We start from the raw sequence: 14,177 nt of genomic DNA, 5'->3' as shown, positions 1-14,177 counted from the left end.
TTAATTTAAAGGGGGTAAATGATGTTTGATATCGTATCTTTTCAACTGTTTTTAATCACAGTGCTAATCATCTGTATCACACCCGGTATTGATATGATGTTTATACTAAATAGAAGTATTTCACAAGGTAGAGATGCAGGTATATATTCAGCATTAGGTGTTTCGGTAGGTGCAGTCGTTCATACTATACTGTCAGGATTAGGCTTGTCAGTAATCTTACAAACTTCCGTTGTCTTGTTCACAATCATTAAAGTTGTCGGAGCAGTTTATTTAATTTATTTAGGTATACAAATGTTTATAAGTAAACAATCTTCAATCTCAATAAAGAAGACCGTGCATCAGTCACGTAGAAAATTATTTGTACAAGGTGTGATCACGAACGTTACGAATCCTAAAGTAGCACTATTTTTTATTTCCTTTATTCCACAGTTTATTTCAGTGGATAATCAGTACGGTCCAATACCGTTTTTAATATTGGGCAGTATTTTTGCAGTAATGGGTGCGATAACATCATTTATCATTGCTATCTTTTCAAGTAGTTTAACAACAAAATTAAGAGATAATATCGTAGCAGAAAAAATTATTAATAAAATAAGTGGAGCAGTATTTGTCATATTAGGAATAAGTCTATTCGGTACAAAATCATAAAGATGAATAAAATGGCGCGGGACATTGAATGATGTCTCGGCCATTTTTTTATATTGATAGTTGGATGGAGTGGTCTGAACATTGCAAGTGGGGTGTGACTAGCAACATTGGAGCCTTGAATATTGCAAGTGGGGTGTGACTAGCAACATTGGAGCCTTGAATATTGCAAGTGAGGCATGACTAGCAACATTGGAGCCTTGAATATTGCAAGTGGGGTGTGACTAGCAACATTGGAGCCGTGAACATTGCAAGCGAGGCACGACTAGCAACATTGGAGCCTTGAACATTGCAAGTGGGACGTGACTAGCAACATTGGAGCCTTGAATGTTGCAAGACTCCCGAAACAAGCAACATACCTCCTCCAAACCACCGCCCCCCGAACCTCAGAACCCTCCCCACTTCATCTCCCTCACCTCTAAAATCCCCTATACGCCATTCGGATGATTTTTATATAAATGTATGAAAATTACGAACTTTCAATTTTTATATAAACTTTTTGTGCTAAAATTTTAAATGTGTAGATATAAGGGGAGTGTGGACGATTATGAAAGTATTTGCAAAATTGGGCTGGTTTATTAAACAAGAACGGAAAAATTATATTTTTGGCATTCTCATTTTATTACTTGTTGCGCTGATTGATTTGTTGCCTCCACAAATTATTGGTCGTGTAATTGATGGTATTAGCTTTAATACTTTAACGGGAAAGACGCTTCTTATTTATCTCATCATTTTATTTCTTGCTGCTGTATTAACATATGTATTTCGATACTACTGGCGCATTATGATATTCGGGGCGAGTATGAGATTAGGGAAGATATTAAGAGAGCGACTGTATCATAAATATACGTCGATGAGTCCTTCTTTTTTCCAAGAAAGACGCACTGGGGATTTAATGGCACATGCTACAAATGATATTAGAGCTGTTCAGAATACTGCGGGGGGTGGCGTTCTGACAATTGCTGATTCACTGATGTCTGGTGGTGCTGTTCTGATTACTATGGCGATTACAGTTGATTGGCGTTTAACTTTAATTGTTATGATTCCACTTCCTATTATGATTATATTAACGAGTTATTATGGAAAGTTGCTTAACCGCGGTTTCAAAAAAGCACAAGCTGCGTTTAGTCAATTGAATGATAAGACTCAAGAGAGTATTGCTGGGATAAAAGTCACAAAGACATTCGGTTATGAAAAAGATGATCAAGCAGATTTTAAGCAACTTAGTGATGATGTCGTATACAAAAATTTAAAAGTTTCTAAAATTGATGCGTTGTTTGATCCAACTATTATGTCAGTAATTGGTGTTAGTTATTTTTTAGCAATATTCTTTGGCGCAAGAATGGTGATTCAAGATGATATTACAATTGGACAACTTGTTACATTTACAACTTATTTAGGAATGATGGTTTGGCCACTACTCGCACTTGGATTATTCTTTAATATTGTTCAAAGAGGTCATGCATCATATGAAAGAATTAATGAAATTACCAATGTTCAAAATGATGTCGATACGGAAGTTAAGACTGATATGATTCCTGAAGGGGATATTCACGTTGACATTCAATCTTTTAAATTTCCAAACGATGATAATGTGGCATTACATGACATTCATTTCACGATTGAAAAAGGTACTACATTAGGCATTGTCGGTCGAACAGGGTCAGGTAAAAGTGCAATCATTCGTCTATTATTACGCGAATTTGATACGAAAGAAGTGGATGAAATCATATACGGTCGTCATCCATTGAGTTATTTTGATATTCGTCATTTAAGAGCGCAATTTGGTTATGTTCCTCAAGACCACTTTTTATTCTCGACTTCAATAAGAAATAACATTGCCTTTAGCGATCCGACTATCGATGATGACATCATTCATAACGCGAGTAATATTAGTTATATTCACCAAGATATATTAAGCTTTCCTGAAGGATACGATACAGTTGTCGGTGAGAGAGGTGTATCATTATCAGGCGGTCAGAAGCAAAGGATATCTATTGCAAGAGCATTAATTATGAATCCACCTGTACTGATATTAGATGATTCATTATCAGCAGTAGATGCAGAAACTGAAGAACATATACTTGAAAATATGCAGAACGTTAGACAAGGTAAGACAAATATTATTACAGCTCATAGAATGAGTGCTGTCAGTCATGCTGATATGATTATCGTGATGGATGAAGGCACAATCATTGAACGAGGTACACATCACGAGTTGATGAATCTTAAAGGTTGGTATTATGACACGTATCAATCACAAGCATTACATGAAAAGATTGCGAGTAGTCTAGATGAATTGGCAAAGGGGGATGACAACGATGGCACAAAATCATAATTTAACTGCCAAAGATCAGTTTGATGTACTCAAAAGATTAATTAAATATACGTTCCCCTTTAAAGGTATCATTGCACTTGCTTTCTTGATGCTGACGATTTCGACAGTTGCAAGTGTCGCAACACCTTATTTAGTAAAAGTATTTATCGATGATTATTTAACACCGCGTGTATTTCCAGAATCTGATATGACATTACTTATTGTGATATTCTTTGTCGTTCAAATCATCGGTGCTGTAACAACATATTGGAATGTATACTTATTTCAATATTTAGCTTTTAAAGTCATTCAACAATTAAGAATTGATGCTTTTGATAAAATTGGCCAACTAGGCATGCGCTATTTTGATAAAGAGCCAGGTGGTAGTATTGTATCAAGGTTAACGAATGATACAGAAGCCATTGTAGAAATGTTTATTGGTGTATTTTCATCATTTTTAATGGCATTATTTATGGTTATTTCAAGTTATGTCATGATGTTTATTTTAGATTTTAAATTGGCTTTGATGGCACTTGTATTTGTACCCATTATAGTTGTCATATTAGCACTTTATAGAAAATATTCTGCTATATACTTTTCTCAAGCGAGACAGCTTTTATCAGATTTAAATGCGAAGTTAGCTGAATCTATCGAAGGTATGAGGATTATTCAAGTATTTAATCAAGAAAAGAGATTACAAAAAGAATTTAATGAAATTAACGATGATCACTATGAATTTAATATGAAGACTGTCAAAATTGATGGCTTACTTTTGAGACCGGCAATCAGTATGATTTCTGTATTTGCGGTCATTATGATCTTAAGTTACTTCGGTATATTGAGCTTTTCTGGTGGCATTACAGCAGGTGTTGTATTTGCATTCGTACAATATATGGAGCGTTTCTTTGAACCGATTAACCAAGTCAGTCAAAATTTAAACGTACTTCAACAAGCACTCGTATCAGCGAGTCGTGTATTTAAACTTATCGATAATGATATGCTTGAACCTGATCAACAAGAGCGTCAAGATTTTCATATTACTGACGGTAAAATTGAATTTAAAGGTGTAACATTTAGTTACGATGGCCAAAAAGATGTATTAAAAAATATATCATTTACCGCAAACCCAGGTGAAACAGTTGCACTTGTTGGGCATACAGGTTCCGGGAAAAGTTCAATCATTAACTTGTTTATGAGATTTTATGAATTTGAACAAGGTGAAATTTTAATAGATCAACAATCGATTAAGCAAATCCCGAAAAAAGAACTCAAATCTAATATTGGGCTTGTGCTTCAAGATGCATTTATTTTCTACGGAACGATTACATCGAATATTAAATTGTATCACCCGACGATGACTTTTGAAAAAGTGCAAGAAGCGGCTGAATTTGTAAATGCAGATCAATTTATCAATAAATTACCTGGGAAATATGAACATAAAGTAATCGAAAAAGGTAGTGCATTTTCAAGTGGAGAAAGACAATTGTTAGCATTTGCAAGAACAATCGCAAGTGATCCAAAAATATTAATACTGGATGAAGCAACAGCTAATATTGATTCAGAAACAGAAGCGCAAATTCAAGCATCTTTAGAAAAAATGAGAAAAGGCAGAACAACATTAGCGATTGCGCATAGACTATCAACTATTCAAGATGCCGATCAAATACTTGTATTGAATAAAGGTGAAATTGTTGAAAAAGGCACACATGACGAGTTGATTAAACAAGACGGTATTTATCACAAAATGTATTTACTTCAAAATGGATAAAAGTACGAACTGATCAGATGAAAGTGTCTGGTCAGTTTTTATATATGTAATTATGTATAATAAACAGTAATAGATAAATAGAGGAGGATTTTACATGGGTGTTTTTGATGTAGATTATAATAAAATAACTGAGCGAACACAATTTCCATATGAAATCGAAGTGATTCATCACACTTGGATAACGATGCAAGATGGTACGAAATTATCAGCTAAAATCTGGCAACCTAAGACTGACACTAAGACTAAAGGTGCGGTATTAGAATATTTACCATATAGAAAAGATGAATTTACAGCTTTACGGGATGAAATTAGACATAAATATTTTGCGGGTTTTGGGTATACTGCTATTCGAGTTGATATAAGAGGAACTGGGGATTCTGAAGGTATTATCGAAGACGAATATCCGTTACAAGAACAAGATGATGCATTGGACATTATAGATTGGATAACAAACCAAGAATGGTCAAATGGCTCAGTAGCAATGATCGGTAAGTCGTGGGGAGGATTTAACGGATTACAAGTTGCTGCGAGACAACCAGAAGCATTGAAGACCATTATCTCATTATGTTCAACGGATGATCGGTATGCGGATGACGTTCATTATAAAGGCGGAACGCTTATGGCTTCTGATATGCTTTGGTGGGCTTCAACGATGTTTGCATATAATGCACGACCAGCTTTTCCGAAATATTTCGGTGATAATTGGTATGAAAATTGGCTGGAACGTTTAGAACATACACCACCGTTTGTGGAAGAATGGGTTAGTCATCAAACAAGAGATGATTATTGGAAGCATGGCTCTATCAATGAAGACTATTCAAACATTACCATTCCGGTATTAACGATGAGTGGTTGGGCAGACGGCTACACAAATACTGTGTTTCGTTTAATGCGTCATTTGAATGTTCCAAAGAAAGGTATTATAGGACCTTGGGCACATGAATTTCCAGACGTCGCAATTCCTGGACCTCAATTTGGATATTTACAAGAAGTTGTCGCATGGTTAGATAAATGGATGGAAACGGATGAACATATTAACTATAAAGATGAATTTCTTGTTTATGTTCAAGATAGTGTAGAACCACAAACTTCATACGATTATCGAGAAGGAAAATGGCTAGATTTATTAAAAGAAGACATCAAGACGAAAGATATTTTTAGTAGTATGACGCAAGAAATCACGTTGAAAAATAATCAACAACATGGTCTTTATTCAGGCGTGTTCTGTCCTTTTGGCCAAGAAGGGGACTTACCTGATGATCAAACAATCGATAATGCTTTAGCATGCTCATTTATGGTTGAAACGTATGGCGAAACATTGAATGTCATTGGACAACCTGTCGCAAAGCTTCACGTTAAATCAGATTGTGCTTATGGCAATATACATGTGCGTATTTCGGACGTGCATCCTAACGGCAAGAAGACATTGATTACGAAAGGTCAGCTGAATCTAAATCACTATAAGAGTCATGAAACACCAGAGACACTACCGATTAACGAGTATATCAATGCAGAAGTACCACTAGATGTTATAGGCTATCAAGTACCAGCAGGACATAAAATAGAAGTGTCTATCTCACCTACATATTGGCCACAAATTTGGCCGAGCAAAGAGGTAGCAAATATAAAAGTGGATTTAGAGTATTCACAATTGATATTACCTTTAATTGATCATTTTGAAGAAGTTCAATTAGATTATCCTTTATCAGAAACTGCACAGCCTCTAGAAAAAATCATTCATAGAGAAGGGTCTCGAACGAGAGATGTGACGAAGCGGTTAACGACCAATGAATGGGAATTAAGAGATTATTCAGATGAAGGATTGAGAACGTTAAAAGATAGCCATATCACATATGGAACAGAGAACTTAAATATCTACACAATTAAAGAAGACGATCCATTATCAGCCAAAGTCCAATGTGATTGGAAAGTGATCGTTAAAGATGATGATATAGATACTGAAGTAGAAACATTTAGTACAATGACATGCGATGAAGACTATTACTACTTATATAATAAAGTCGTAGCTTATAATGAAGGCGAACAATGCTTCTCAAAAACATGGAAAAAGAAAATAGAACGGGACTTTACTTGAAGATGAAATTTGAATAGAAGAATAGCGCACGAAGACTGAGAGATATCGTGCGCTAGGGTACAAAATCAGGGTGTAACGCACGAAGACTGGAAGATATCGTGCGCTAAGGTACAAAAAAAGGGCATAACGCACGAAGACTGGAAGATATCGTGCGCTAGGGTACAAAAAAGGGGCATAACGCACGAAGACTGGAAGATATCGTGCGCTAAGGTGTAAAATCAGGGTGTATCGCACGAAGACTGAGAGATATCGTGCGCTAAGGTGTAAAATCAGGGTGTATCGCACGAAGACTATGAGATATCGTGCGCTAATATTTGAAAAGTCATATGTTCTTTTTCAAATAACATATAAGAAAAACCGCGAAAACTAACGTGAACTGTTAGTTTTCGCGGTTCTTTTAGTCTATATAACGATATGACATTAATTCTTGTAGCATCTGAATTTCTTCTTGCAATTTGGCACCGATGTTTGTATCTCGAACTTTCTTTCTTTCGAGTTCTTCATCTACAACACGTCGAACGGATAGTTCATCAGCACCGTTGAGTAGTACATTTTCTTTTGTACCAAAGTGTTTGTGGGCAACGAGTTGCATACCAAATGAATTATACAATAATGTATAGCCTGCGATACCTGTTGTAGATTGATAAGCTTTTGAAAATCCACCGTCTATAACAATCATCTTGCCATTTGCTTTAATTGGATTTTCACCATCAATTTCTTTAACAGGTGTGTGACCGTTGATAATACGACCTTGTTCAGGGTCTAAATCAAATTCTTCTAACATTTTGCGACACATATCGCTATCTTCTCTTAAATAATAATAAGGGTTTTTTTCTTCTTTATGTGATACTTTATCTTTTATAAAATATCTTTCGAACGTTGTCATGGCACGTTTACCAAATAATGAAGAATATTTACCTGTCCATAAATACCAAATTAAATCTGTAGATAAATCATCTGTTTCATGTTTACGACTAAATGAATTTCTAATATGATATTCGAATTGGTCTAATAACTCTCGCCCATTATAGACTTTACCGTCAATTTCCATTTCTTCCATATTACCTTGTTCATCTACGGGTATACAGCCATGGATAAGTAAATTGCCATTATATTTTAAGTATAAGTTACCTTTTTTCATTAAAAAGTTCATATGACGTTTCAGTTTTTCGGATTCTTGTACAGAAAGTAGAAGTTTATTAATAACTTCCTCTTCTTCTTCGTTTAGTTGTGCTGGATTTGTAGGATCAACAGTTTCAAAGCATGTGTCTTCTAACTGATACGTTTGACCGTAAATGGTAATTTCATTGTTATCGTAATTTACTTTTTCAAGTACTAGTCTTTCTTCCATATCAAATGAAGGACGACGTTTAATAATTGGACTTTCCAGTTTAAATTGAATAATAGCGATAGCTTGATGAATCTTAGTGATTTGAAGTTTTTCTTCTTCTGATAGTTCTTTGTCGGCATGTTTTTTTGGATGAAATGCAGTATTGTCGCCGTAATATTTTTCTGCTAAATTAACTAATGGTCGCAAATTAATTCCATATGCATCTTCAATGATATCTAAATTATCATAACGTGCGCATATTCTTAAAATGTTAGCTAAACATACTTTTGAACCAGCATAAGCGCCAATCCACAATACATCATGGTTACCCCATTGGATATCAACAGAATGATAATTGATTAACGTCTCCATAATTTTATCGGGTTCAGGACCACGATCATAAATATCTCCTACAACATGTAAATGGTCAACGACTAATCTTTGAATCGTGTATGCTAAACCAATAATCAGTTTATCTGATTGGCCTAGTGAAATGATTTTTTGAACAATTGTTTCGTAGTAAGTCGTTTTATTGTTATAAACATTACTTTTATATAGTAACTCTTCGATTATGTATACGAATTGTTTTGGTAAAGCTTTACGTAACTTAGAACGTGTATACTTACTTGAAGCGTATGAAATAAGATGAATCATCTGTTGAATTGTTTCAATATACCATTCATTTAGTTCCGATTTCGAAGCAAATTGATTTTTAACAATTTTCAATTTTTCTTCTGGATAATAAACGAGTGCAGCAAGGTCGCTAATATGTTCTTCAGAATGTGTATCTTTAAATATGTCATTAATTTTAGCTCTCACATTACCAGAACCATTTCTTAAAACATGTTGGAATGCATGATATTCACCATGTAAGTCACTTACGAAATGTTCTGTGCCTTTAGGTAAATCTAAAATAGATTGTAAATTAATAATTTCAGTTGCTACTTTTTCTTCTTCATCAAACTTTTCTGCTAATAAATTTAAGTATTTTTCTTTTAAATTCTGGCTGTCGTATTGAGTCATAAAAAAATTCACTCCGTTCATCATTTCGAGATTTTTTATTTAGAAATTAAACCTACCATTTGAGATATAGTATAACACATTAAGCGTTTTCTTTTATGGTTTAAGATTCACTTCTAAAGGCTAAATATATATAAAGGAGTCGTTTATTCATGGTATGTAAAATAGATAGAATTTATAATAATCTTGATGAAAAAGGTGTAAGAGTATTAGTGGACCGAGTATGGCCAAGAGGGATATCTAAAGACAAAGCAAATTTAGATCATTGGTTAAAAGACATCGCGCCCTCTAGTGAATTAAGAAAATGGTTCAATCACGAACCAAGTAAATTTGAAGCATTTAAAGAAAAATATAAACAAGAACTCGAATCAGGAGATCAACAAGAAGCTTTAAATAAACTAAAAGAAATTTATAAAGAAAATAAACAAACACTCATCATACTGTATGGCGCCAAAGACGAAAAACACAATCAAGCAATCGTGTTGAAAGAAATAGTGGATGGGTGAGTCTTCGCTTAAGTACTAAATATAGCCAAGAGATAGGGTAAGTCATGGCTTAAGTACTGAATAAAGCCAAGAGATAGCCTAAGTCTTCGCTTAAGTACTGAATGAAGCCAGGAGATGCCCGAAGTCATGGCTTAAGTACTGAGTAAAGCCAAGAGAAAGCCCAAGTCATGGCTTAAGTACTGAGTAAAGCCAAGAGATGACTCAAGTCTTGGCTTAAGTAGTAAGTAAAGCCAAGAGATCGCTCAAGTCTTCGCTTAAGTACTGAGTAAAGCCAAGAGAAAGCCTAAGTCATGGCTTAAGTTCTGAGTAAAGCCAAGAGATAGCCTAAGTCTTCGCTTAAGTACTGAATGAAGCCAGGAGATGCCCGAAGTCATGGCTTAAGTGCCGAATAAAGCCAAGAGATAGCCTAAGTCTTCGCTTAAGTACTAAATATAGCCAAGAGATAGGGTAAGTCATGGCTTAAGTACTGAATAAAGCCATGACTTCACCCGCAATTGCCTCCTAGTCTTGCTCCAACTCCATCTTTCTCCCTACTTTATACACCTATTAAACTGTTGATATATATCTTCTGCGGTTTCTTGTGATTCTATACCGCGTACGTTCATACGACCGTCTTTGAATAAGGTCATGGTCATATCATCATATTCTATAAATTTTACATATGCGTTTTCTTTAGCAATTTGTCCTGGAAAATGATGTGCTAATTCAAATGCTTGTTGTTTAAATCTAAACAGGAACGTATCTCCACATAATGCTTCTATTGATGAAAGGGGTGGTGTGTTTAATGCTTGATATATCCCTTGTTCACATACAACGCAGTCATTGTCTTTTAATAAATTGATATTTGTTGACCGTATGTTCATTTCAAATGTATCTATTGTTATGAGCTTTTTAGAAAAAGATTTTCCTGAAACATATCTGAGTAATTCTGACACTTCGTAACTGGCTACTTGTTGAACGACTGGTGGTAGCACGCCGTTTATAGCACAACTTTCTCCAGTTTGAGGTACGCTTTGCAAAATACATCTTAAGCAAGGGCCACTATAATCAATTGCATAAACGGTCCCTTTACTTCCGACTGCAGCGCCATATATCCATGGTATATTTAATTTATGGCAAACTTCATTGATTAAAAAGCGCATATCAAATTGATCCATGCCATCGATTACAATATCTGGTTGGACATTTTTAATAATGGTTTCAATGTTTTGTGTCGTTAATTCTTGGTTGATAGCATTCAATTCAACATGATGATTAATTTGTTTAACTTTCCTTTTTAAAGCAACGACTTTAGGAAGCATTTCCTGTGCATCACGTTCATCATAGAGTGCTTGACGATGTAAATTAGAAAGCTCAACGATATCCATGTCGATTATCGTTAATTGATGAGCACCCATGCGAGCGAGTAGTTCTGCAACATGACTGCCTAATGCACCTGCACCCATAATCAATATATGGGTATTCTGCAATGTTTCTTGACTATGCTCACCGAACTGTTGAAACTTCATTTGTCGTTCGTAACGTTCCATTACAAGAATCCTAATCCTTCAGTTGGGCTTGATGCTTGTGCTGTATATTTAACAGGAATTCTTCCTGCTTCATAACTCAATAGACCGGCTTCAATACCTAATTTCATCGCTTCAGCCATTTTTACAGGGTCTTTCGCACTAGAAATGGCAGTATTCAATAAAATTGCATCTGCGCCAAGTTCCATCGCGAAACAGGCATCTTTCGGTGAACCAATACCAGCATCCACGATAACGGGAATGTTAGATTGTTCAATGATATATCTTAAATTAAGTGGGTTATTAATGCCTCTGCCTGTTCCAATTGGAGAAGCTAGTGGCATAATCGCGTGAACACCTAATGCTTCAAGTCGTTTAGCTAACACAACATCACACGAAATATAGGGACAGACAATATAGCCTTTATCTAATAATATTTCACACGCTTTATAAGTTTCAATTGGGTCTGGTAGTAAAGTCTTATCATCTCCAATGACTTCTACTTTAATTAAGTTGCAAAGCCCAGCATGATTGGCAATTTCTGCAATACGTACAGCTTCTTCTGCAGTATGTGCACCAGCTGTATTAGGAAAAGTAATAAAGCGATTTAAATCAACATTTGCTAATGGATTGGGTAGTGATTTGTCATATAGATTCATTCTTCTAACAGCAAAAGTCAGCACTTCTGCGCCTGATGCTTGGATTGCTTTAGATTGTATTTCTTCATCTTTAAATTTACCAGTACCTAATAATAATCTTGAGTTGAGTTCATATGGTCCTATTTTTAACATTTTATCCGCCTCCAACAAATTCTAGTAGTTCTAATCTATCTGATTCTCTAACAGTAATATCATTGAATTGTTCACTTTTGATGAGTGTATCGTTCCATTCGACGATGATTCTATCTTTATCTAATTCCAGTGAGTCTAGTAAATCTGACAATGTTAACGCATCTTCAAAATTAAATTCATCACCATTAATGATACATTTCATAAATGGACACACCTCCTCACTTTAAACGCTTCTAATAACGTAGGTCTTACTTCATAAACAATCCATTCAGCCATTAATTTGCCGATGATAGGTGACAGTAATATGCCATTACGATAATGGCCCGTAACAATATATAAATCTTCATCGATTTCATCCATAATGGGCCACTCATTATCAGTGTATGGTCTAATGCCTGACCATTTATGAATGAGTCGACTACTTGATAATAATGGAATGTATTTACATGCCTGACGCATTAACCAATTTTCTCCTTCAACTGATGTGCCAACAGTATAGTCATCTACATAACTCGTTGCACCCACTAAAAATCGATTGCCACGTTTCGGCACAATGTAACAGCCATTCGTCATGAACAGTGTTTGTTCTAATTTTAAGTCTGGATGTTCTAACAGTAGAACTTCGCCTTTAACACCTGTTACTTTTGGCTCAATTTCATAGTCTGCTAATAACTGATGACTCCATGCACCTCCGGCAACAATGACCTTTTTGGAAAGTAAAATTTGGTTTGCAGTGAGCACTTTAAACGAATCATTTAAGCGATGTATGGATTTAACTTCAGTATGATAAATGCGTTCAATCCCTTTATACTCAATGGATTTCAATAAAGCTTTAGCATATTGATTGGCATTAATTTGGCCATCAAATGGAATATAAATCGCTTTATGATTATAGGCAATCGTATGATTTGAAAGATGACGAAGTGATTGACTATTTAATGTAGTAACTGAACGATCACGTTTATTTAAAAAACGATATTGCTCAGTTAAGCTGTCGATATCATCTCGTGATGCGGCCATTTTAATTAAACCGTGTGCTTGATAATCAATATTGATATTCGTCTCTTTATATAACGTGTGACTGAGTGATTCGAAATAATCTCTCGAACGTAATGCAAGTTGATAAAGGGGTGTATCTTCAATAAATTCATTTTGTGCACCTAACATCCCACCAGCTTTATAAGATGCGTGTAATCCAGGAACATCTCGATCTATCACAGCGATAGACAACGAATCATTTTTAAGGGCTAATTCACGCGCAATAGACATCCCCATGACGCCAGAGCCAACAATTAACACGTCATACATATGCAAGCCACTCCTCTCTTAATAACTGAATTTCACGCGAACTTCGATCTCTGAAAAATGATATTGCACAAACACCTTCGAAACCATGAGGCAATGACTTAATAGAATGTGTATCTATGCCACCAATTGCATAAACAGGAATATCTATAGATACAGCATCCTTTATTTCTTTATAAGACCTTGGTTTAAGACCATATTTAGAACGAGATTCAAACACATGACCAAAGAATACGAAATCTAAAGACCATTCACGTGCGCGTTTCACACTTTCAACTGAATGTGTAGACATACTAACGGATATATGAGGGTGAAGCTTTTTAAATTCAAATGCTTGCACGTCATCTTCACGAAAATGAATAAAATTTAAATCATATTTTTCAAGTATGGTCATATCAGAATGAATCATTAATTTCGTTTGCGAAAAGCCATTTGCTAATAAATAATCAAGCGCCCAGCATAGATCATCATGTGTCATAGGCACTCTCAGTAATAACAAATCAATCTCTTCTGCAATCTCTATATAATGTTCTAAATCATCAACATCTAAGTCTTTATACGGTGTAACAGCAATAAACAATGAAATCACTCCAAATAAAAAACGCTATTTTTCTATATAGAAAAATAGCGTAAAAATTTAATTATAAGTATAAGTAAGCTTATATACGCCACTTTCCTACGCCAGTATGAACTGGATCAGGTTCAAGGAATCCCGAAGTCACTACTTCAGTCTCAGCCTATAATAAGGCACTTCCAGTGGACATTTATTCAGTTATTACATCCATTGTACATATAAAAGTAAAAATGTTCAAATTTATATGTTATTTAGTTACAACCTAAATTATTCCATTCTATTAATTTTTAAATTTTGAGAAATAAAATTTGTATAACTAAC

The 14,177-nt window shown here is 35.0% G+C and carries 11 protein-coding genes and 1 riboswitch; of the genes, 5 read left to right on the top strand and 6 right to left on the bottom strand.

What is annotated here, in order from left to right; translation table 11 throughout:
* Nucleotides 1-21: 21 nt before the first annotated feature.
* The 4 genes from ACJTHF_RS05700 to ACJTHF_RS05685 all read left to right on the top strand — a co-directional run bounded on the left by ACJTHF_RS05700 (nucleotide 22) and on the right by ACJTHF_RS05685 (nucleotide 6,825).
* Nucleotides 22-648 carry a LysE family translocator gene (locus ACJTHF_RS05700; protein WP_078355192.1) on the top strand — a complete coding sequence of 209 codons (627 nt, stop codon included), beginning with the start codon at nucleotides 22-24 and terminating at the stop codon, nucleotides 646-648.
* Nucleotides 649-1,192: 544 nt separating this feature from the next.
* A complete protein-coding gene (locus ACJTHF_RS05695) occupies nucleotides 1,193-2,983 on the top strand; it encodes an ABC transporter transmembrane domain-containing protein (protein WP_078355191.1) in 1,791 nt (596 codons plus the stop codon).
* Nucleotides 2,967-4,730, top strand: coding sequence for an ABC transporter ATP-binding protein (locus tag ACJTHF_RS05690; protein WP_058592249.1), 1,764 nt, complete (start codon nucleotides 2,967-2,969; stop codon nucleotides 4,728-4,730). Before ACJTHF_RS05695 ends, ACJTHF_RS05690 begins: the two co-directional genes overlap by 17 nt.
* A gap of 94 nt (nucleotides 4,731-4,824) precedes the next feature.
* Nucleotides 4,825-6,825, top strand: a complete 2,001-nt coding sequence (locus tag ACJTHF_RS05685) for a CocE/NonD family hydrolase (protein WP_106417874.1) — start codon at nucleotides 4,825-4,827, stop codon at nucleotides 6,823-6,825.
* A 397-nt stretch (nucleotides 6,826-7,222) separates the two neighbouring features.
* On the opposite strand, the gene ACJTHF_RS05680 is transcribed toward ACJTHF_RS05685, so the two are convergent.
* Complete coding sequence (locus ACJTHF_RS05680) at nucleotides 7,223-9,178, bottom strand: fructose-1,6-bisphosphatase (RefSeq protein WP_217844177.1); 1,956 nt, start codon at nucleotides 9,176-9,178, stop codon at nucleotides 7,223-7,225.
* A 149-nt stretch (nucleotides 9,179-9,327) separates the two neighbouring features.
* Here ACJTHF_RS05680 and ACJTHF_RS05675 point away from each other — a divergent pair, with 149 nt between their 5' ends.
* Nucleotides 9,328-9,681: a DUF488 domain-containing protein gene (locus tag ACJTHF_RS05675; protein ID WP_084756641.1), complete on the top strand. Its 354-nt coding sequence runs from the start codon at nucleotides 9,328-9,330 to the stop codon at nucleotides 9,679-9,681.
* Between the two features lie 530 nt (nucleotides 9,682-10,211).
* Here the strand turns inward: ACJTHF_RS05675 and ACJTHF_RS05670 are convergent.
* From ACJTHF_RS05670 to ACJTHF_RS05650, 5 genes are read right to left on the bottom strand one after another with little or no spacing between them, the layout of a single operon-like run.
* Nucleotides 10,212-11,210, bottom strand: coding sequence for a ThiF family adenylyltransferase (locus ACJTHF_RS05670; RefSeq protein ID WP_232156862.1), 999 nt, complete (start codon nucleotides 11,208-11,210; stop codon nucleotides 10,212-10,214).
* Nucleotides 11,210-11,977: a thiazole synthase gene (locus ACJTHF_RS05665; protein ID WP_058592245.1), complete on the bottom strand. Its 768-nt coding sequence runs from the start codon at nucleotides 11,975-11,977 to the stop codon at nucleotides 11,210-11,212. The genes ACJTHF_RS05670 and ACJTHF_RS05665 overlap by 1 nt, the downstream gene beginning before the upstream one ends.
* 1 nt (nucleotide 11,978) lies before the next feature.
* Complete coding sequence (thiS, locus tag ACJTHF_RS05660; protein ID WP_025905802.1) at nucleotides 11,979-12,179, bottom strand: sulfur carrier protein ThiS; 201 nt, start codon at nucleotides 12,177-12,179, stop codon at nucleotides 11,979-11,981.
* Complete coding sequence (locus ACJTHF_RS05655) at nucleotides 12,176-13,285, bottom strand: NAD(P)/FAD-dependent oxidoreductase (protein ID WP_084756643.1); 1,110 nt, start codon at nucleotides 13,283-13,285, stop codon at nucleotides 12,176-12,178. The genes thiS and ACJTHF_RS05655 overlap by 4 nt, the downstream gene beginning before the upstream one ends.
* Nucleotides 13,278-13,862, bottom strand: coding sequence for a thiamine phosphate synthase (locus ACJTHF_RS05650; RefSeq protein WP_153654004.1), 585 nt, complete (start codon nucleotides 13,860-13,862; stop codon nucleotides 13,278-13,280). Before ACJTHF_RS05650 ends, ACJTHF_RS05655 begins: the two co-directional genes overlap by 8 nt.
* 76 nt (nucleotides 13,863-13,938) lie before the next feature.
* Nucleotides 13,939-14,047: riboswitch (TPP riboswitch) on the bottom strand.
* Between the last annotated feature and the right edge of the window lie 130 nt (nucleotides 14,048-14,177).

It is taken from the genome of Mammaliicoccus sp. RAM2 (genome assembly GCF_045897195.1).
GTDB lineage: Bacteria > Bacillota > Bacilli > Staphylococcales > Staphylococcaceae > Mammaliicoccus > Mammaliicoccus sciuri.
Note: the sequence above shows the minus strand (reverse complement) of the source record. Positions and strands in the feature narration are given on the sequence as shown.